The organism is Aurantibacter sp. UH7 (assembly GCF_056839165.1).
Genome location: NZ_CM166388.1, coordinates 596,008 through 617,551, shown reverse-complemented (window position 1 = coordinate 617,551; position 21,544 = coordinate 596,008). Strand labels below are relative to the sequence as shown.

14 protein-coding genes are annotated in these 21,544 nt (G+C 35.6%); 1 reads left to right on the top strand and 13 read right to left on the bottom strand.

Annotated features, from left to right (window positions below; all coding sequences use genetic code 11):
* Position 1: 1 nt before the first annotated feature.
* The 11 genes from UH7x_RS02625 to UH7x_RS02575 all read right to left on the bottom strand — a co-directional run bounded on the left by UH7x_RS02625 (position 2) and on the right by UH7x_RS02575 (position 14,713).
* A complete protein-coding gene (locus UH7x_RS02625; RefSeq protein WP_482362164.1) occupies positions 2-6,223 on the bottom strand; it encodes an Ig-like domain-containing protein in 6,222 nt (2,073 codons plus the stop codon).
* A 377-nt stretch (positions 6,224-6,600) separates the two neighbouring features.
* The gene (locus UH7x_RS02620) at positions 6,601-6,825 is read right to left on the bottom strand and encodes a hypothetical protein (RefSeq protein WP_482362163.1); all 225 of its coding nucleotides are present in this window, start codon (positions 6,823-6,825) and stop codon (positions 6,601-6,603) included.
* Position 6,826: 1 nt separating this feature from the next.
* Entirely contained in the window at positions 6,827-7,591 is a 765-nt protein-coding gene (trpA, locus tag UH7x_RS02615) for a tryptophan synthase subunit alpha (RefSeq protein WP_482362162.1), read from the bottom strand.
* A 1-nt stretch (position 7,592) separates the two neighbouring features.
* Entirely contained in the window at positions 7,593-8,777 is a 1,185-nt protein-coding gene (trpB, locus tag UH7x_RS02610) for a tryptophan synthase subunit beta (protein WP_482362161.1), read from the bottom strand.
* Positions 8,778-9,401: a phosphoribosylanthranilate isomerase gene (locus UH7x_RS02605; protein ID WP_482362160.1), complete on the bottom strand. Its 624-nt coding sequence runs from the start codon at positions 9,399-9,401 to the stop codon at positions 8,778-8,780.
* Between the two features lie 67 nt (positions 9,402-9,468).
* The gene (gene trpC, locus UH7x_RS02600; protein WP_482362159.1) at positions 9,469-10,266 is read right to left on the bottom strand and encodes an indole-3-glycerol phosphate synthase TrpC; all 798 of its coding nucleotides are present in this window, start codon (positions 10,264-10,266) and stop codon (positions 9,469-9,471) included.
* Positions 10,267-10,269: 3 nt separating this feature from the next.
* Positions 10,270-11,265 carry an anthranilate phosphoribosyltransferase gene (trpD, locus tag UH7x_RS02595; protein ID WP_482362158.1) on the bottom strand — a complete coding sequence of 332 codons (996 nt, stop codon included), beginning with the start codon at positions 11,263-11,265 and terminating at the stop codon, positions 10,270-10,272.
* 73 nt (positions 11,266-11,338) lie between these two features.
* Positions 11,339-11,908, bottom strand: a complete 570-nt coding sequence (locus UH7x_RS02590; protein ID WP_482362157.1) for an anthranilate synthase component II — start codon at positions 11,906-11,908, stop codon at positions 11,339-11,341.
* A gap of 47 nt (positions 11,909-11,955) precedes the next feature.
* A complete protein-coding gene (locus UH7x_RS02585; RefSeq protein WP_482362156.1) occupies positions 11,956-13,353 on the bottom strand; it encodes an anthranilate synthase component I family protein in 1,398 nt (465 codons plus the stop codon).
* Between the two features lie 229 nt (positions 13,354-13,582).
* Positions 13,583-14,161: a YceI family protein gene (locus UH7x_RS02580; RefSeq protein WP_482362155.1), complete on the bottom strand. Its 579-nt coding sequence runs from the start codon at positions 14,159-14,161 to the stop codon at positions 13,583-13,585.
* A gap of 105 nt (positions 14,162-14,266) precedes the next feature.
* Entirely contained in the window at positions 14,267-14,713 is a 447-nt protein-coding gene (locus UH7x_RS02575; RefSeq protein ID WP_482362154.1) for a MarR family winged helix-turn-helix transcriptional regulator, read from the bottom strand.
* Positions 14,714-15,214: 501 nt separating this feature from the next.
* Between UH7x_RS02575 and UH7x_RS02570 the strand changes: the two genes are divergently transcribed.
* Entirely contained in the window at positions 15,215-15,829 is a 615-nt protein-coding gene (locus tag UH7x_RS02570) for an RNA polymerase sigma factor (RefSeq protein WP_482362153.1), read from the top strand.
* 281 nt (positions 15,830-16,110) lie between these two features.
* Here the strand turns inward: UH7x_RS02570 and UH7x_RS02565 are convergent, their stop codons facing one another.
* Complete coding sequence (locus tag UH7x_RS02565) at positions 16,111-17,847, bottom strand: SusD/RagB family nutrient-binding outer membrane lipoprotein (protein ID WP_482362152.1); 1,737 nt, start codon at positions 17,845-17,847, stop codon at positions 16,111-16,113.
* Positions 17,848-17,857: 10 nt separating this feature from the next.
* The gene (locus tag UH7x_RS02560) at positions 17,858-21,418 is read right to left on the bottom strand and encodes a SusC/RagA family TonB-linked outer membrane protein (protein ID WP_482362151.1); all 3,561 of its coding nucleotides are present in this window, start codon (positions 21,416-21,418) and stop codon (positions 17,858-17,860) included.
* Positions 21,419-21,544: the final 126 nt, after the last annotated feature.

Below are 21,544 nucleotides of genomic sequence, written 5' to 3'. Positions count from 1 at the left end.
GCTATTTAACTATGATTTGCTCACTTAATATTTTATCCTCAATACGTGCAATCAAAGTATAAACACCTGTTGGCAAAGTACTAGTGTCAATATCTTCTTTTGTACCACCTCTTTTATAAACTACTTGCACTCCCGATTGTGAATATACGTGGTATTCTATAACACGCTCTTCTATATTGGTTACTTCAACATCTATATTGTCTGTAACGGGGTTTGCACTAATTTGTAATGTTATTGGGCTTTTGTCAGATATGCTGTTATTCGTAGTAGCTTCTGATGCACTGTAACCTTCAGGAGGTGATAAATAAGTCCCAGGAATAATTTCAATTGGTGCGCTGCCATTACCATCGCTTGGTTTTCGCCAACCTACTGTTAAATGATCTCCTCCGTCACCCTCTTTTACCAAGGCTTCGATGTAATATTTTTGCCCAGCGTATAATTGAATGCCAATTGATTTCTGAGTGCTGAAAACATTCCACTGTTTGTATTCTGTATACTCATTATGGTAGGCAATTCTTGTTTTGTTTTTCTCTTGACTGTTTGATGATAAGCTTAATTCCACAAAATCGTCTCCAGCAACCCAAAAGTAATAAATTCCAGATTCAGGCGCGCACAGGTATCCATGTACTCTAGCTCCGTAATAATCTACATTATTTCTTGGTATATCAAATTCGGTCAATTCTATTGTTGCCGATGGTTTATCAGGGTAATTACTAGAATTTTTAAGTAAGTTCAAATCTTCACCAAAAATATCATCATATCGCTGCATGATAATCATACCTGCTGCTGAACAATCAGATTTATTAACTACGGTTATTTCTGATGTAGCTGTATAATTTCCATCATTTGTTTTTACCGTAATAATAGCGCTTCCTGATGCAACACCAACCACAGAGCCATTTGCATTAACTGTAGCAACTGCTGAATTATTTGAACTCCATACTACAGAATTATCTGTAGCATTTGAAGGTGATATTAGAGCTTCTAGTTTAATGTTGCTATAAATAGCAATCGATGTTGATTTTGGGGTTACTGAAACACTAGTAACAGCGGTAGGTACGAAACTCGCTGGTGATAAATTTGAACCGGGAATTACTTGTGTTGGTAAATTACCATTACCATCGCTAGGTTTTCTCCAACCAACACTTAAATGATCTCCACCATCACCTTCTTTCATTAGCGCTTCAATAAAATATGATTGGCCTGCCTGTAATTCAATTCCTGTAGATTTTTGCGAACTAAAAACATTCCATTCTTTATAACCTGTATATTCATTATGGTAGGCTATTCTCCTTTTCTTTGTTGCACTAGTATTTGTTGAAAGATTTAGCTGTACATGGTCATCACCAGCAATCCAGAAATAATAAGTTCCAGTCTCGGGAGCACATAAGTAACCATGAACTCTAGCGCCGTAGTTTTCAGCTGCATTTCTTGGTATATCAAAACTTGACAACAACATAGTTTGTGATGGGTTATTAGGATAATTAGTTGAACTAAGTAGCTGACTAATAGGTTCACCTATAATACCATCAAAACGATGCATTAATATTACACCTTCTGCATTGCATATTTGATTGCTTGACACTGTTACGCTCGTTGAATCAGAATAATCACCATCCTTTGTAGTTGCTGTTATAGTTGTACTACCTGCACTAATACCGCGAATTAGTCCGTTTGAATTAACCGTAGCTATAGCATTATTACTTGATGACCACTGCACTAAGCTATCACTTGCATTTGAAGGTGTAATAATAGCTTGAATTCTTGTTGTTTCATCAACTTGAATTGAAGCTGTGGTTGGATTAATGCTAATTCCAGTAACCGCAATTGGTTTAGCTGTAATTGATACCTGTGCTGTAGTCCTGAAATTACCATCTGTGGTTATTGCGGTAATAGTCACTTCACCGGCTGAAATTCCTCTAACAATACCGTTTGTATTAACCGTTGCGATACTAGTATCACTTGAGGTCCATGTTATAGTTTTATTACTTGCATTTGTTGGAGCCACAGTAGCTTGAATTGTTGCTGTTTCATCCACTTGAATTGAAGCTGTGGTTAGATCAACTGTTATTCCAGTTACTGCAATCGGTTTAGCGGTAATCGATACCTGAGTAGTAGCGCTAAAATTGCCATCAGTAGTTGTTGCTGTAATAGTTACTTCACCCGCCGAAATTCCTCTAACAATACCGTTTGAATTAACAGTAGCGATACTGGTATCACTTGAGATCCATGTAACAGATTTATCACTTGCATTTGTTGGAGCCACAGTAGCTTGAATTGTTGTTGTTTCATCAACCTGAATCGAAGCTGTGCTTGGATCAATACTAATTCCAGAAACCGCTATGGGTTTGGCTGTAATTGATACCTGAGCAGTAGTTCTAAAATTACCATCCGCAGTTGTTGCCGTAATAGTTACTTCACCCACCGAAATTCCTCTAACAATACCGTTTGAATTAACCGTAGCGATACTGGTATCACTTGAGGTCCATGTGACAGATTTATCACTCGCATTTGTTGGAGCCACAGTAGCTTGAATTGTCGTTGTTTTATCTACTTGAATTGAAGTCGTGGTTGGATCAATGCTAATTCCAGTAACCGCTATAGGTTTAGCTGTAATTGATACTTGAGCAGTAGCGCTGAAATTACCATCCGAAGTTGTTGCAGTAATAGTTGCTGCACCCGCCGAAATTCCTCTAACAATACCGTTTGAATTAACCGTAGCGATACTGGTATCACTTGAGGTCCATGTAACAGATTTATCACTCGCATTTGTTGGAGCCACAGTAGCTTGAATTGTTGTGGTTTTATCTACTTGAATTGAAGTTGTGGTTGGATCAATACTAATTCCGGTAACCGCTATTGGTTTAGCAGTGATTGTAACTTCAGTAGCAGCTCTAAAATTACCATCTGTAGTTGTTGCGGTTATAGTTGCTGCACCCGCTGAAACCCCTCGAACAATACCGTTTGCGTTAACCGTAGCGATACTAGTATCACTTGAGGTCCATGCAACAGATTTATCACTCGCATTGGAAGGCGTTATAATAGCTTGAATAGTTGTCGTTTTATCAACTTCGATGAAAGCAGTTGCCGGATTAACTATAATACTTGTTACCGGTAACTTAACTGTGAATACTGATTGAGCGGTAAAAGCTCCATCATTCGTAGATACAGTAATTGTGGCGCTTCCTTTTGCGTTTGCAGATACTAGTCCGTTAGTATCTACCGATGCAATAGAGGAGTTAGAAGAGCTCCAGGTAACAGAAGTGTCATCAGCATCAATTGGACTTACCGAAGCAATAAGAAGTTTTGAGGCTCCAACATCTAGTGTGGAAGTATTAGAGTCTAATAATACTCCAGTTACCTTTACAATAGGAGTTTCACTGAATTCATCAAAAGCTGTACATGGAATGACTTGAAATGGAGTAGTGCCATTTCCGTTATTAGGTTTGCGCCATCCAACGGACAAATTATCACCGCCTCCGCGCTCATTCATCAATGCCTCTATGTAATAATTTTCACCAGCTACTAATTCAATTCCTACTGATTTTTGAGTCGTAAATTTATCCCATTCAACATCGTAGGACCAACTATTGTGGTATGCTATTCTTGTTTTATTTGTTTCACTAGCATCTGTACTTAAGTTTAATTCTACATTGTCATCACCAGCAATCCAGAAATAATAAGTTCCAGTCTCAGGTGCTTTTAGTAAACCTTTTACTCGAACCCCATAATCATCACCAACGTTTATTGGAATACGGAATTCATTGAGTTCACTTGTAGCACTAGGGGCATCCGGAAATTTAGCATCATTTTTTAGTTCTGTAATACTCGTGCCAGCAACATTATTAAATGTTTCCATTATAATGCGATCAGAACATGGGTCAGGATCTAATTGACCAATCCAATCATTGATTAATGCGACCGCTTTAACATCAATTTTATTTTTTGATATAGGAGGCATTTTTATTGACGGATCAATACTATTCATTCTATGATATAAAATAGAGCTACCGACGTTACCTGCTGAAACTATTCTTTCATCAGGTATACCAAGTGGAATATATGGTGAAGCTGTTAAAACTCCAGTTTGTACAAGATCTAAATTTAGGCGAAGATCAAAATCACCACGATTACCTGTACCCGGCCTGTGACAATAAGCACAATTTAAATCTAAATAAGAACGGGCTTTATCATCTAAACTGGCTGCAGGGTCATCAATTGATTTTGATGTGAGAATGCTATTTGTATCAGAATCTGTAATAGCTTGATCTAAAATTCCTAGATGACTTAATGTTACTAATTGGTTACCAGTATCACCTGTTTTAGGGTAGGTGTAGTCCTTATTAAGAAATCTAGATTTTGCACCGATAACACCTCCAGTGGTCGGATTATGACAACTAACACAATCTATAGTACTTGGATAACTCCATGTTTGAGTTTCTGTACTTCCATTGGATTTTGTAATGCTAATATTCTCATCTAAACCACTAGTTAGCAGTGTTGCATCGGTTTGTTGTTCATTCCATTTGTACGTAACAAAATAAAAATTTCCATCACTAGCCTTCACTGAAAATCGAGTCTCTAACCGTTTAGTTACGGTAGGGTTTCTTTCGTCAATAGGCAATTCGAAATGTTTTACTAAAACTGAACCAATTGGGAAATCCCAATCATCAACATCTGTAAACTTTATTTTTTCGTCGGTTGCATTGTGGCTACCATCATTAGGAATTGCCATCCAGCGTTTTTTCTCTGCACCATCAGACCAAAACGATTCGACAAGATCGTAAGGGATTAATCCATCTGTAGGGGTCAAATTCTCTAAGTTCGAAAATGCTCCTGTTTGTGATAATAATTGTGGCGTGTTGCCAAACCCAGTGTTCTTAGAAGTGACTTTATATAAAGATGATACACCTTGTTTCATTATATAAAGCTCGCCTTCTTTGTCTTCTCCGAAAGAAATTATGTTGGTTGAGGTGAAATTTCCATACTGTTCGTATGTGCCATTATTTATATCTACGGTGAATATTTCTTCGCCGCTTCCATAATCAGCACAAATATATTTTCCGACTAATTCAGGTACATCACTTCCACGATAAACATAACCGCCAATTATTGCATTAGCTTCAGATCTGGGAAACGCTACTAATGGTTGTTCGTGAGACATGTTATTATACAAATCCTGAACACAGATTGTACTTTTGTATAAACCTTCAAATAACGGCCAACCATAGTTTTTGCCCTTTTTTACGATGTTTATTTCTTCATGTCTTCCACCGCCTATTTCACCTACATACAATTCACCAGTCTCTCGGTCTTTTGTCATTCTATGAGGATTTCTATGCCCCATACTGTAATACTCTTCAAAGTTTGTTCCGGTGGGACTTAAAAATGGATTGTCGTTTGGTATCCAATAGCCAATTCCTGTAATTTCGTCTGTAAACCCATGGTCATTGGGCATGGTTCTAATAGGAGCATGACTTTTAGAATTGTTTTTATCTACGTCTAATCGTAAAACACCTCCATCAAGATTATTAGCTATATCCTGAGCTTTTTTAAATGCCGTTTGATCACCTGTAGTTAAATACAAGTATCCATCATCTCCAAATAGAAGTCCACCACCTCTATGTGTTGTACCATACATTCTAAGTTTTAGCATTACTTGCTCAGAAGATGCTTGAACACTTAGCGTATTTGGGTTTGCTTCATATCTCGCAAGTACTAAAAAGTTACCCCAGTATTCTTCGCTATCGCAATTTTGAGTTGTATAACTGTTTGGAAAGTCGTTGCTATTGGCATCTTCTGTTGAATACCATACGTAAAAGTAATTCTTGCCAGTAGTGCCAAATTGAGGATGTAATGCCAAACCTAAAAACCCTCCGTCCCAAACGAGACCAACTTTTTCTGATAAATCAATCATCGAATTTTTGACAGCAACATTTGGATCTTTATCAAACCAAAATATTTTACCATCACGTTGCCCAACAATTATTTTGTTACCATTAGGAACTTCGTTAAATGTCAACGGAGAGTCAAAATTAATATTCGGAAATACAGGTTGATATGGTAAACCTTGCGGTAATGATCCAGGAAAATTTCCATTTAGATATTTGCCGATTGGTTCGGCTTTTGTTAGTCCAGGGCCAAATATGAATGGTACTGCGGACATTAAAATAATAGACAATAGCAAAAGGGCTACTGTGCGTAGATTGTAGTGTTTTTTCATTTTTATAGTATAAACTAAGAGGTAAACACGGAAAATTGGGGAAGTAAATAAAGAGCATTTTAACTTAATTATAACACGTAATGTGTTGAAACGTAATAATTAACGGCAAACTGCGTCTTAGCTAATACAATGTAAAAGAAGTGAGGCCTTTCGATCTAAACCTTCTTACAAGACAGGTGTTTTTAATATATTATATAATTCAGCTAAATAACTGATATACATTGTAATCTAAAAATTAATGCGATTGTATTATCAAATGGGGGTGTTAATGATTAGTATTTTAAAAGCATAAGGAGAAATCAGTAATAAACTAAATAAATGTTGGGGTATTTTATTTTGCCTGATCTCGTTGTTGTTGCCCTTAGTTTGTTTAATAATTACTTTAATTTTTTTATTAATACTAATACCAAAAAACGAAATAAAAGAACAAAAGGAAACCCATGTAAAACAACATCAAACCAATCTTGAAATTGCATCCCTATTGCTCCACCGAAAATCCATTTTAACTTTCCCCAGATATGTGGTTCAGGAAAAAAGGGAGCCATGCCCAATGTAAGGCATAATAAAACTAATATTTTCCAATCGTTTAATAAACTAGACATATTAACGGATGGTATTTGTAAACTCTGCTATTGAATTTATTCCTTTTTCTGTCAAGTGTTTTATAAAAGCCGATCCGATTATTGCACCCTTTGTATTTTTAGTTGCCTGCAGAAAAGTTTCTGAATCTTTGATTCCAAAACCAACTATTTGTGGATTTTTTAAATTCATAGCGGCAATTCGTTCAAAATAATCCGTTTGCTCATTGCCGAATCCAGATTTCGAACCAGTTACGCTTGCAGAACTCACCATATAAATAAAACCATCGGAAACTGAATCTATAAATTGAATGCGCTCTTCAGAGGTTTGAGGTGTAATTAAGAACACATTTCTTAGGCCATATTTCTCAAAAGTTTCACGATATTCTTCATTGTAAACATTAACAGGTAAATCTGGAATTATCAATCCATCAATTCCAACTTCTTGACATTTTTTGCAGAAAGCTTCAACACCATATTGCATCATTGGGTTAAAATACCCCATGATAATTAAAGGAATTGATACACTTTTTCGAATATCTGCTAATTGATTGAAAAGTACTTCCGTAGTCATGCCATTTTTCAAAGCTGTAGTTGAACTCGCTTGTATGGTAGGGCCATCTGCAAGAGGGTCGCTAAACGGTAAACCAATTTCAATCATGTCGACTCCGTTTTTTTCTAACTCTTGAATAATTGTAACGGTGTTCTCTAATGCAGGATAACCAGCTGTAAAATATATTGAAAGAAGTTTTTTGTCTTCTTGTAGCTTATTTGTTATTCGATTGCTCATATTATGCTAACTTAAAATAATCAATAAAGGTGTTTAAATCTTTGTCCCCACGGCCTGATAAATTCACAACTACAATATCATCTTCTTTGAATTTTCTATTTTCAAAAATTGCAAAGGCATGGGAAGATTCAATTGCAGGTATGATTCCTTCAAGTTTTGAAACCATTAAACCGGCTTTCATAGCTTCATCATCGGTAATTGAAATAAATTCACCTCTACCTGTAGCAAATAAATTTGCATGCATAGGCCCTACACCTGGATAATCTAAACCTGCGCTAATTGAATATGGTTCTGTTATCTGACCATCAGGTGTTTGCATTAATAGGGTTTTGCTGCCATGGATAATACCTATTTTGCCTAAAGCTGAGGTAGCTGCACTTTCGCCTGAGTCAATACCGTGACCAGCAGCTTCTACTGCAATAATACCCACTTCTTCTTCGTCTAAATAATGATAATATGCACCTGCAGCATTACTTCCGCCACCTACACAGGCTACTACAAAATCTGGATTTTCACGACCTTCTTTTTCCTTTAGTTGCCATTTTATTTCTTCCGAAATAATCGATTGAAAGCGTGCAACCATATCGGGGTAGGGGTGTGGTCCAACAACAGAACCAATAATGTAATGTGTGTCTACTGGGTTGTTAATCCAATCGCGTATAGCTTCATTAGTGGCATCTTTTAAGGTGCGACTACCAGATAATGCTGGGCGTACTTCTGCACCCAACATTTTCATACGTGCTACATTTGGAGCTTGGCGGGCGATATCAATTTCACCCATGTATACAACACATTCAATTCCCATTAAAGCACAAACAGTGGCAGTAGCAACGCCATGCTGTCCAGCACCAGTTTCTGCAATAATTCTGTTTTTGCCTAATTTCTTAGCCATCAAAATCTGCCCAATAGTATTATTTACCTTATGTGCTCCGGTGTGACACAAATCTTCTCGCTTGAGATAAATTTTGGTATTGTATTTTTTCGAAAGTCGTTCTGCAAAATATAATGGCGTAGGTCGGCCTACATAATCCTTAAGCAATTGGTCGAATTCTTTTTTAAAGGATTCTTCTTGCATTATGCGAATATAGTTCTGTCTCAATTCTTCGCAATTAGGATAAAGCATTTCAGGAATAAAAGCTCCGCCAAATTCGCCGTAATATCCTTTTTCGTTTGCTTGGTAACTCATTTAGTTGTCAGTTTTTAGTTGACTATTGTCAGTTAGCAATTTTTTAAATTCAATCAATTTATTAATGTTTTTTAGCCCAGGAGCATCCTCAAATTTGCTATTTACATCAATGGCATAGCAGTATTTAGATTCAGGTCTTTTTCCAAATTCTAAAATAGAATCTACTTCTTCTAATCCTATGCCACCGCTTAAGAAATAAGGTTTGCTTGATGGGTATTTTTTTAATAATTCCCAATTAAACGTATATCCATTGCCACCGGGGAGTTTGCCTTTTGTGTCAAATAAATAATAGTCGCAAACATCCTCAAAATGCCGTAATTGTCTAAAGTCGAAACTGCCTTTTATAGAAAAGACCTTTATAATTTTTAACTGTGGTATTTGTTTTTTTAATTCATCACAAAAAGCAGGACTTTCATGTCCATGTAATTGTGCATAAAGAAGCCCGAATTGTTTTACCAGCACTTTAATTTCGTTAATAGTAGCATCAACAAATACACCTACTTTTTTTATGCTATGAGGGAGGTTAGGCATAGTCCCTTCAAAATGTCGTTTTGATGGTTCCCAGAATATAAATCCTAAGAAATCTGGTTTTAGCACTGCAACTTCTGTGGTATTTTTATTCATACCACAGATTTTTAATTTAAAAGTTTTTGCCTTTAAATCAGTTTCATTATTCACTATTTTAGAATATTTATAGTCCAAAGGATGATCTTAAATTTTGAATAAATTCTTTTGCACTTTTTCCTGGTTCATCTGTTTTCATAAAATTTTCACCAATTAAAAATCCTTGATAACCATATTGTTTTAATTCTTGAATCGCTTCAATAGAACTAATGCCACTTTCAGAAACTTTTACAAACTCATCTGGAATTAATTTCGACAAGTCTTTACTCGTTTTTAAATCAACATCGAAGGTTTTTAAATTTCTGTTATTCACGCCTAACATGTCTAAACTTGGCATTATAGATTTTTGCAATTCTGCCTCATTATGTACTTCTAGTAAAACGTCTAAATTCAAAGTTTTAGCTAATTCAGAAAAAATTTTTATTTCTTCTTTTGATAAAATTGCTGCTATTAGTAAAATAACATCTGCACCATGTGCTTTGGCTTCAATAATTTGATATTCATCAATAATGAATTCTTTACGTAACAAAGGCATTTTAACACATGCTCTTGCAAGAATTAAATCTTCCAAAGATCCGCCAAAATATTTAATATCTGTTAAGATACTCATACCGCAAACACCGGCATTTTCATAGCCTTTTGCAACTTGCCCAACATTAGTATTTTGGTTGATGATTGACTTAGATGGCGAACGTCTTTTGTGTTCCGCAATTATGCCGATACTACTTTTACGCAAGGCATCGGCTAACGAACTGCCATTACTATTAAACAGGGCAGATTGCTCAAATTGCGTAACGGGTATTAGTGATTTTTTTAAGCTAACTTCTTTTCGTTTATCGCGAACTATTTTGTCAAGTATGTTCATTTTTTAAATTGCACTTAATTCTTGTAATTTTTTTAATGCCCTTAATCCGCTACCATTTAGTAACGATTCTCTTGCTTGTTCAAATCCTTCTTTTGGACTCAAATCTTTAACCGTTGCAATGGCAATTCCTGCGTTAGCACAAACAACATTATTTTGTGCATCTGAACCTCTACCTTGCAATACATCCATGAAAATTTGCGCAGATTCTGCAATTCCTTCCCCTCCAACTATTTCTGATTGCATTATCTTCTGTACTCCAAAGTCTTCAGGTTTGAGCATGCCTTCAGAATTGTTAGAAATTGTTTTAGTATTACCCGTAAGTGATATTTCATCATAACCATCAAGCGCATGTAATACCGTGAAGTTCTTATCTGTATTCTGATAAAGATAGCCATACATTCTAGCCAATTCTAAATTAAATACACCTACCATTTGATTTTTTGGAAAGGCTGGATTTACCATAGGACCTAACATATTAAAAAATGTTTTCACTCCCAATTCACGGCGTATGGGTGCAACATTTTTCATAGCTGGATGGAATAAGGGAGCATGTAACACACAAATACCGGCTTCGTCAATAGACTTTTTTAGAAAGTCAGATTCGTTACTAAATTTAATTCCTAAAAACTCCATAACATTACTACTTCCACATTTAGAAGATACCCCGTAGTTACCATGTTTAGTTACCTTAACATCTGCACCTGCAGTAACAAAAGAAGCTAAAGTAGAGATGTTAAAAGTGTCTTTTCCATCACCACCTGTGCCACATAAATCTATTGGGTTATATTCAGATAAATCTATTGCTAAACAAAGTTCTAATAAAGCATCTCTAAAACCTTCCAACTCTTCTATGGTTATGCTACGCATCATAAACACCGTTAAAAATGCTGCGATTTGACTCGTATTATAATCACCTTTAGCAATATTCACTAAAATCTGTTTGGCATCTTCTTTCGAAAGGATGTCATGATTGATTAGTTTGTTTAATGTCTCTTTCATGTTTTAAATTGTCTTAAGTAAATGGAAGTATGTATTCAAGATTAACTCCCTACAAATTACTTTTTCCTAAACTTTAATTATTCAACCAATTTTCTAAAATCTTTTTTCCTTCTGGAGTCAAAACAGATTCTGGGTGAAACTGCACTGCAGAAACATCGTATTCTTTATGTCGTAACGACATTATTTGTCCATTTTTATCTACTGATGTTGCAACCAAAACTTCAGGTAAATTTTTATCTACAACCCAAGAATGATAGCGCCCAACTTCTATTTCTTTAGAAATTCCATTAAAAAGTATATCATCTTTAATAACGTCAATTTTGGTAGCAATACCATGATAAACTTGATCTAAATTCACCAATGTTCCTCCAAAAACTTCCGCTATAGCTTGTTGTCCTAAACATACTCCAAAAATACTTTTTGTCGCAGCATACTTGCTAATGATAGCCTTTAATAAACCAGCTTCATCAGGTATGCCTGGGCCCGGTGACAAAACTATTTTATCAAAAGCATCTACTTCTTCTATGGTAAGCTGGTCGTTTCTTTTTACGGTAACCTTACATCCTAAATCTTCTAAATAATGAACTAGGTTGTATGTGAAACTATCGTAATTGTCGATTACCAAGACATTTTTATTATTCATTTTATTTTTTTTAATCCGCTCTAATTAAGAGGGGTTAGGGGAGTGCTTTAAATATTTTCCGCTATTTCCATGGCCTTTGTAAGCGCACCTAATTTATGATATGTTTCTTGTAATTCTGTTTCTGGGTCTGATGCTGCAACTAAACCTGCGCCAGCTTGATAATGCAATTGATGATTTTTGCTTAAAAAAGTCCTAATCATAATTGCGTGATTAAAGTTTCCGGAAAAATCCATGAACCCTATTGCACCACCATAATAACCGCGACTAGTTTTTTCATATTTCTCTATCAGTTGCATCGCCATATGTTTAGGAGCCCCACTTAAAGTGCCCGCCGGAAAAGTGTCTGCAACCACTTTCATGGTCGGAATATCTTTTTTCTTTTGCCCAATAACTTTAGATACCAAATGAATAACATGCGAGAAGAACTGGACCTCTCTATAATTCGCAACTTTTACCATATTTCCATTTCTACTAAGGTCATTTCTAGCAAGGTCTACAAGCATTACATGTTCGCTATTCTCTTTGTCGTCTTCTGTTAATTCCTTTGCAAGAATAGCATCTTTTTCGTCATTGCCTGTTCTTTTAAAGGTACCCGCAATCGGATGGATTTCTGCAGAACCATCTTTTACAATTAATTGCGCTTCGGGTGAACTACCAAAAATTTTAAAATCCCCATAATCAAAGTAAAATAAATAAGGCGAAGGGTTTACGGAGCGTAACGCACGATATACATTAAATTCATCCCCTTTGAAGCTCTGCGAAAACCTACGTGACAGTACAAGTTGAAAAACATCTCCCCGCTGACAATGCTTTTTAGCCAAACGAACATGCTCTCGGTATTCTTCGTCTTGAAGATTAGATTCAACTTCCCCTTCCATAGAAAAATTATAGGAAGCAAAATTTCTAACATTTAAAATTTGTTCTATTTCGGCTATATTAGCATCACTATTAAAGCAATGAGCGAAAATATAAGCCTCATTTTTAAAATGATTTATGGCAATTATATTCTGATAAACAGCATAATAGATATCTGGTATTGCGTGTGAGTTTTCTTTTTTAGAAATTTCTACATCTTCATAATAACGTACAGCATTATATGCCATATAACCAAAAAGACCATTATTTATAAACTTAAAATCATTTCTTTCTGACGTGAAATTTTTACTAAAATCATCAATAATATCTACCACATTAGTTTGTGGGTTTATTTTGGTTTCTCTTGAGCTCCCATCAGGAAAATTCTCTTCTATAATTTCATTTTCAACCTTAATTGAAGCAATTGGATTACAACATATATATGAGAAACTATTGTCATTAGCATGGTAGTCACTACTTTCTAAAAGAATACTATTTGGAAAACGATCTCTTATTTTAAGATATACGCTTACAGGGGTAATGGTGTCTGCAAGTATTTTTTTATACGTTGTTTTTAGTTGAAACTTCATAAATCTTATTAATTAAAAAAGGCCTGTCGTGAAGACAGGCCTTATATAGTTTGACTATAATGATGCTCAGCTCACGATTGATTTCGAGAGTTGTTCCACCACCATATTTTTGTCATGTAAATATTCATTGGTTCAAATATAGAAATCATTTTTAAACTTGCAAATTAATTCAAATAAAAAACCCCGTTTCAATTAAGAAACGGGGTTAAACTTGTGAGGTCAAGTTTACTTAATACGCTAAATCAACAACGAGGTCGAATTCATCGTAGATAGTTTTGTCACCAAGGTTTTCAAAGAAATTACCAGATCTGAATTTAATATCATATTTGGTACGATCTACTTTTAAAGTAGCAGTTGCCTTGTTTTCGAATAATGAAATTACAAAAGTTATTGGTTTTGTAATGCCTTTTATAGTTAAATCTCCCGTTACAGTATACGATTTGTCATTAAATGGTTTAACGCTTGTGATTTTTAAGGTTGAAGTTTTATGATTTTCGACGCTGAAGAAATCATCAGATTTTAAATGACCTTCTAATTTGCCTTTCATTTCACCTTCTACATCGGTAGAAACAAGAGTTGTCATATCTACTACAAATTCTCCTCCTGCTAATTTTTTGCCATTAAAATCTAAATGTCCAGATTTTAAAGCAACTGTGCCTTCGTGGCCGCCAGCTACCTTATACGCCTTCCATGAAACAGTACTTGCTTCTGGTTTTATTTGCTTTTTTTCGCCATCAATAGGCTCTGTGGCAGTTGCAGTTACTCCAAATACTAATGCCAATGCTAAACTTAATACTGTTTTTTTCATGATAATTCAAATTTGTGTTTTCCCAGATTTGCCTGGAACTAGTTAATAATGTGTTGTTATTTTCACTCGCTTTTATAATTCAATTAATATGCCAAGTTCATGGAATTACAATTTGTTGAATAAATTGTTTAATTGATTTAATTCTGACTTTGAAAGATTTTTCAATATTTCTATCTCAGCATTTTTCATTGCAATATCCATTTTTTTAAGTTCTTTTTCACCTAAGCTAGTAATGCTAATCTCAACTTTTCTTCTGTTTGACGGACATGTAATCCGATCAACATATCCTTTTAATAGTAGCTTATCTACAAGTCTAGTCGTGTTACTCATTTTTGTTACCATTCTTTTATTTAAGGTCGATAAATTGGCAGGATTACCATTTTGTCCTCTTAAAATTCGTAAAACATTAAACTGTTGTGACGAAATATCAAAGGGTTTTAAGACATTAGATATAGCTTCGTTTATTTTATTGTTTACCAACAGAAAATGAATAATGGTTCTGCTTTCTAATGGAATTTTCGTTTCTGTTTGTAAAATCTCCTCTACATTCATGTCTCTACAATAATTGTATATACAAATGTATATTTATTTTTAATTCAAACTATCAATAAAAAGCCAATTAATTGTTAATTATTTTTTAAGATTGCTTTTATAATGATTAGTTTATTTTATAGGTTTCAAACCTAAATACTCGAGTTAGGTCATATTTATAGCAAATGAAGTAGGGGGATATTTGCGAATTTTTGAGAATAATTTTACATGTATTTTCAGTATGCATCTGAAAGGGTTATTTTCTAAATTCTATCCAAATTAATTTTTACTTAGAATATGAATTTGCTATTTTAGTGATGAACTAATTAAGGGGGCAATTAGTATGTAAACTGCAGAATTAACTGAGAATTTTGTCTAATGTTATTCGTTCTTTAATTCCCCTCAATTTCTCAAATTAGTAATGGTTTCATGTTATTATGGTAATGTTGTAGTAACAGAATTTATTAAGATTTTAATTTCCTTGCAGATTAATTAATGCATTGGAAAATTAAGTTTTCTAAAATGACAGATACGGATAAAAAAAATTCCTATTTATTAGAAAAGCTTATAGAAGGTGATGAGGAGGCTTATTTATTGCTGGTGGAAGCGTATTATAGGAATCTTTTAGTCTACTCCTATGGTTTGACAAATAACTATGCGGTTTCTCAAGATATTGTTCAAAATGTATTTTTGCGCCTTTGGGAATTGCGGAAAGGTCTAATTATAAAAAAATCACTAAAGAGTTTTTTATATAAGTCGGTATATAATGAGTTTATTGATGGTCTTCGAAAGGATCAATCGACTTCAGTTTTGAATAAAGTTTATTGGGATGCTTTAAATGCTACAGTTAATGATGATGGCGATATTACTTTAGTTGAACAGAAAATGGCTGTGATTAAAAAAGAAGTTGAACGTTTGCCAACAAGATGTAAACAAGTCTTTTTATTAAGTAAAAGGGATGGGTTGACTAATCTTGAAATTGCTGATCATTTAAGTATTTCAATAAAGTCAGTAGAAGGGCATATTTCAAATGCTTATACTAGTATTAGGAAAAACACCAAAACTGAAATAAAATCTTCAAATTTGGTATTGCTTTTTCATTTATTGAAGCGCAGGAAAACTAAAGAAACATGCTAGAAAAACATTACGTTTTTTGCGGAAAAGGTTGTTGAGTATAGAATTCAGTATCATGGAAATATTTCGTTTATAGATGTTTTAAAATAGAGATTTAGAACAATAACCTTAAGCTAAATTTGGCTGAGTATAATATCTTTTAAAGTGGTGTGGCTTTAAAAGGTTTAAATTCAATTTTTATTAAAGAATTTTGCCGCACACTCGATATTAAATAAAAAAATCTCCAAACTCAGGAATTGAAAACTCCCAAGTTCAGAGATAAACTAATCACTCACACAAATTCTTTATTGCATTAACCACATTTTAGACCACTGATCGTTTTCAGCAGGTTGTAATTTGCCAATGGCGTCCAACATATTCGCCTCATTAAACGGATCATCATAATAAAATCTAATAGGTATTTCTTGCCCTTTGGTCCCTGCTATTATATTTACTTTTAAATTCGGAAGACCAGTTCTACGCCAATCAAACCACGATTCTGGAGTAAGCCATTGAGAAATCCATTTTTGGTGCATAATGGGCTCCATCTTATTGGTTGCATCATTAAAAATCTGTTGCACATGTGCCATATAGACTCCTTCGTCAAAAGCAATTAGGGCATTGTTCTCTGGATCATAAACCGCAGCTGAATCGCCATCTGAAATTCCGTATTGCGTTAATGACAATTGAATTCCGCTATTGTAGTAATCCAATGCGCTGTTCGGTATCCACCCGCGTACACTAGCCTCAGCCAGAATAAAGCTTACCTCGGCAGAATTCATAAGTACCGCTAATACCATAGGATTGGCATCTTCTTCATACATTTCTGTTAGATACGAAGCATGAGGGTTTGATGCAGCAGCCAGATAAACGTTTTCATCTAAACCTGCAATCAATTCATTAGCATTGAGTCCATCTGAAAATTTTTGAAATTGGTTTGGATCCGTTAAGGCTACGGGTAAACCAACGAAAAGGGAGGTATTCACATCATTCTCTAGATCCCCATCGTTATTAATTGCGTTAACATCTACAGTGGTATATCGTTTTATAACGCCATCCTCTTGAACAATATCATCAGTGGTGCCCTCAAAAATTTGAACATCTACTGGTCGTACCCAACTCGTTAGTCTTGGATCGCCTAAGGCGGTCAAATCATCAACAATAGTAGCTGATGGTTTTCTACGGTAAAATTCAGAGCGATTACTACTTCGTAAGGGACCTCCGTACCAACTGTTGTCACTATTTGTGCCAACAAATGCTATGGATGCATTGTCATCATTGTTTGCTAAAATGGGATATTCTGAACTATTACCAACAATTGCAGCAATTTCTTGGGCCGGGTTAATATCGGTACCTCCCTTTTCTGATAAACGCATATAATATCTAAGGCGCAACGAATTCGCAAATTTACGCCACTTTAAGGCATCTCCGTGAAATATCAGGTCTGCATCTGTAGCTTCTTGTATGACCCCAGCACCAGTTAAAAGGGTATTGGCTTGGTTTAAATCGCTTAATAATCCCTTAAAAATGGTAAGTTGATCATCATAAACGGGTTTAAAAAATTCATCTCCTCCATTTTCTGCAAGCAGTGCATTTGTATAGGGTAAATCACCAAAAGCAGAGGTTAAGACTCCATACCAATACGATTTCATGATAAGGGCAACCGCCTGATAGTAGTCTTTAACCTCCCCTGTTTTTTCGTTCTCGGCCCTATCGAAGATATATTGACTATCTTTTAAAGGTTGGTAATAGCCAGCAAAACTCTTTGCCCCCCATTGATAATTATTCTCCTCGTAACTTGTAAAGTCGCGTTGCAAGTATTGGGTCGCACCAGATAACTCTGCACCACTCATGTTTAGATCAGAGGTAATCGTTGCAGATTTAGCCAAAATGCCAGTCAATATAAATTTTATATCTATCTCGGTATCTGGTAAACTATTAGGGCTAACATTTATCTCCTCCAAAGATTCGGAGCACGATGTGGCAAAAAGCACTGCCATTGGCAGTAAAATTGCTATTATATTTTTCTTTATTCTATTCATCTTATTTTTTTTAGAAACTTATATTTAGTCTAAGGCCTACTGGAGCAGTCCAAGGAGCGATATTCCATTCTTCAAATCCTTGAGCTCCCATGTCATAAGCTAGTTCAGGGTCGATTCCGATTCCTGCTGCGGTCCAAAGCATTATGTTTTTGGAATACACAGATAGCGCTATATTATCTGCCGAAACCAACTTGGCAACCTTCTCAGGAAATTCGTAAGTCAAGGTGATATCCCTTAACTTAACAAAGGATGCATCATACAAAAATGCATAACCTGTTCTCCAGAAACTACCGCTGGATTCTACTACTCTGTAGGCATCAAATAATACTGTACCATCATCCCCAAAGTTCTCGGTATAGGTGCCATCGCCATTGTCTATAACGCCTGGGAAGAAAGCACCATTATAATTGCCATTAAATTCAAATCCGCCTAATTCTTCGTTACGTCCACCAACCCAAACATCGTTGTCTCTGTAGATAGGGTTTGATTTGATTTCATTGGCCAATGCGGCTCCATCTGAAAAAGAATTAGCATCTAGAATACCAGAATAGGTACTTGAACTGATCCCATTTTGCCAGTCTTCAATTTTACCCGAACGCGCCATACGTTTCATGGATTCGGAATAAAAATCTCCACCCTGTCTCCAGTCAAAACTCGCCGAAAGTGTCAAGTTTTTATATCGAATTGTGGTGTTTAAACCAACGGCAAAATCATTGTTAAAATTTCCCATTTTAATCTGGTTTTCCCTGTTTCTATCTACTTCCCATCGGCCATTAGAATCCAATATATTCCATCCTGCATACTCACCTTCCTCAACCTTTTTTATATATGGGGAGTACATATCTCCAATAATTCCTCCCACTTTTGTATGAGCACCACCATCGGTTCCTCCACCAAACCTAACAAGATCAATACCGTCAACCAATTCAACAAGTTTACTTTCTTGTGTGGTGAAATTAGCGTTCAAATTCCATTCAAAATCCTCAGTTCTAATGGGCACCATATTCAACCCAAATTCATACCCGTAATTTTCAACGTTCCCGGCATTAATGGTTGTACTGGTATACCCGGTAAGCGGAGATACGCTCACATTCAAAATCTGGTTTTTGTTTTGGGTTTTGTAGTAGGTGGCTTCTAGGCCTAACCTTCCCTTAAAAAACCCAAGATCGGTACCTACTTCGTATGAAGTGGCTATCTCTGGTTTTAGCTTGGTATTTGGCATACTGCTAGGTAGCGTATAGGTGAAGTCACTGCCCCAAAACCCTTGTGTTAAAGTAGGGTTGATTAAATATGGGTCGGTATCCTTTCCTACCTGAGCCCATCCAGAACGTAATTTAATCAATGATACCCATGATGGCATTTGGAACATTTCAGAGACTAGTGCACTTCCTGAAGCGGAAGGGTAAAAGTATGAACTGTTCTCTATTGGTAGAGTGCTCGACCAATCGTTTCGTGCAGTTAAGTCTAAAAAGAGCATGTTTTTATAGCTCATGGTGGCCATGCCGTAAACGCTGTAAACTGCCTTTTTAAAAGAACCACTTCTATAATCTAGTCCTCCTCTTGTTACATTAGAAAGTGTAAACAGCCCTGGTAGTACCAAATTGTCCCCTCCAGAATTATAGGTTGAGATTTCGCTATTCAATATATTAGCACCTACAGACGGGGATATACGGAAATCACCTATTTTTTTATCATATGAAAATAGAACATCTACGTTGGTCTCCTTAGAATTGGTATTGTCTAGGTTATACGCCCCAGTAGGTTTTGTGGTACCCCCACCAAAACCTTGAAAGGACCATGGTTTTAATGTTTCTTCCTTATTACTAGTACCACTATACGCCACACGGGCCATAGCATTAAAATTTTTGGTAATTTCCCAGTCTAGTTTAATATTTCCGAAACCGCTTAGTTTGTTAAATTTATTTATCCGTTCATTGGCCGAAAAATAAGGGTTATTGTAGCCATCAGTTACATTCCGCTGTTGAACGTTCGGTGTTGCCCAATAATCATCTTTTAGGTCATTAATATTAATATGTGGCGCAATATTGAATAAATCAAAATATTGATTGTCTCCACTTTGATACCGAATTGGATTATTATCTGAATTAGGATTCGAAATATCAATATTCGTAGAAACGGTAACCTTGTCAGTTATTTTATAAGACGTACTCAAACGGAAACCAAGTTTTTGTAATTCAGTGTTTGGCGAATAGCCTTCTCCCTTTAAATGGGATACTGCAAGACGAAAGCTCCCCTTATCATAATTACCACTAATACTAGCATCATTTATTGTAGTTAGCCCTGTTTGAAAATAATCTTTCTGAGGATTATCGTAAAACTGTAAAGGCACCGCCTGTCCATCGCTGTTATATTGTACAGCAGAACCGCCTTCTTCGGGACCATACCAATGTTGCCATGTGGCTTCATCAAAAATTCCTCTTTGCCCATTGGTAAATCTGTTCTGAGTTTCAAAATATTTGTAAGGCGTATTCAGCGTAGCAGTAGATGAAAATGAAACACCAATGCCCTTTTTAAGACCCGCACCAGATTTGGTAGAGACAAGGATTACTCCGTTACCTGCCCTTGAACCATAAAGTGCGGCAGCACTTGCGCCTTTTAGTATCGAAACACTTTCGATATTTATTGGGCTGATATTGGCCAAGACAGCAGTACCTCCAACAGGTGAACCGTCTACAACTACCAAAGGCTCATCATTTCCTGCCAATGAAGTTCTACCCCTTATATAAACATTAGTTTCAGCATTTAAGTCGTTTCCCGAACGACGAATATCAAGGCCAGACACCTTACCTGATAAGCTTCCCAGTGCATTCTCTTGAGGTACAAGGTTCAATTTTTCGTCGTCAACGGTACCTACCGAGTAACCCAAGGCTCTTTTTTCCCTTTTCATACCCAAAGCAGTAATGACTACTTCATCCATTTTTTGTGCCGAGTCAGATAGAATGACATTTAAAACGGTTTGGTTGCCAACTAAAATTTCTTTGGTTTCCATTCCTATATAAGAGAAAATAAGAACTGAAGTAGAATTGGGTACATCAATAGTAAAATTACCATCGAAGTCTGAAACAATACCTTTATTTGTTCCCTTTATAATGATGTTTACACCTGGTAAAATTACACCGTCAGAGTCTTTTACGGTCCCTGTAATCTCTAATGATTGTGGGATTTCGGCTTTTTGAAGAATTATTTCAGGTTCTTTTTTCTTGTTAGCTCGAATAACGATATGTTTTCCCGACACTTCATAAGATTCTTTTGTGAAAATGTCTTGTAGAATATTTTTAACTTTTTCATTTACAACTTTCACTGTAACAATTCTGTCGATGTCGACATCTTTTAAATTGTAAATAAATTTAAATTCAGTGAGCGATTCAATTTCATTCAGTACTGTCTCAATAGTAACCTTATTTAGGTCTAGTGATATTCGAGTGCCCTGCGCATTATTTGCCCTTATATTGAAAAGGGCAATAAACAAGAGAAAAGTGGTTAACTTCATTTTTAAACTAAATTCTGGAGGGCATATTAGCCTTCTCCCGATTTTGAGATAGATTTTCATATTTTTGTCTAGATTATTTGGTGAGTATTGATTTACTTACTCGTTAAGTTGCTGAAAGGTGTTGGCGCATCTTTCAGTTTTTTTGGTTTTCTACTAGTTAATTGGTTTATTTCATTCGCTATTTTT

What these genes read in the sequence shown, in the direction of transcription:
- UH7x_RS02625 (WP_482362164.1), bottom strand. Translation starts at nt 6,223, where the DNA reads ATGAAAAAACACTACAATCTACGCACAGTAGCCCTTTTGCTATTGTCT.
- UH7x_RS02620 (WP_482362163.1), bottom strand. Translation starts at nt 6,825, where the DNA reads ATGTCTAGTTTATTAAACGATTGGAAAATATTAGTTTTATTATGCCTT.
- trpA (WP_482362162.1), bottom strand. Translation starts at nt 7,591, where the DNA reads ATGAGCAATCGAATAACAAATAAGCTACAAGAAGACAAAAAACTTCTT.
- trpB (WP_482362161.1), bottom strand. Translation starts at nt 8,777, where the DNA reads ATGAGTTACCAAGCAAACGAAAAAGGATATTACGGCGAATTTGGCGGA.
- UH7x_RS02605 (WP_482362160.1), bottom strand. Translation starts at nt 9,401, where the DNA reads ATGAATAAAAATACCACAGAAGTTGCAGTGCTAAAACCAGATTTCTTA.
- trpC (WP_482362159.1), bottom strand. Translation starts at nt 10,266, where the DNA reads ATGAACATACTTGACAAAATAGTTCGCGATAAACGAAAAGAAGTTAGC.
- trpD (WP_482362158.1), bottom strand. Translation starts at nt 11,265, where the DNA reads ATGAAAGAGACATTAAACAAACTAATCAATCATGACATCCTTTCGAAA.
- UH7x_RS02590 (WP_482362157.1), bottom strand. Translation starts at nt 11,908, where the DNA reads ATGAATAATAAAAATGTCTTGGTAATCGACAATTACGATAGTTTCACA.
- UH7x_RS02585 (WP_482362156.1), bottom strand. Translation starts at nt 13,353, where the DNA reads ATGAAGTTTCAACTAAAAACAACGTATAAAAAAATACTTGCAGACACC.
- UH7x_RS02580 (WP_482362155.1), bottom strand. Translation starts at nt 14,161, where the DNA reads ATGAAAAAAACAGTATTAAGTTTAGCATTGGCATTAGTATTTGGAGTA.
- UH7x_RS02575 (WP_482362154.1), bottom strand. Translation starts at nt 14,713, where the DNA reads ATGAATGTAGAGGAGATTTTACAAACAGAAACGAAAATTCCATTAGAA.
- UH7x_RS02570 (WP_482362153.1), top strand. Translation starts at nt 15,215, where the DNA reads ATGACAGATACGGATAAAAAAAATTCCTATTTATTAGAAAAGCTTATA.
- UH7x_RS02565 (WP_482362152.1), bottom strand. Translation starts at nt 17,847, where the DNA reads ATGAATAGAATAAAGAAAAATATAATAGCAATTTTACTGCCAATGGCA.
- UH7x_RS02560 (WP_482362151.1), bottom strand. Translation starts at nt 21,418, where the DNA reads ATGAAAATCTATCTCAAAATCGGGAGAAGGCTAATATGCCCTCCAGAA.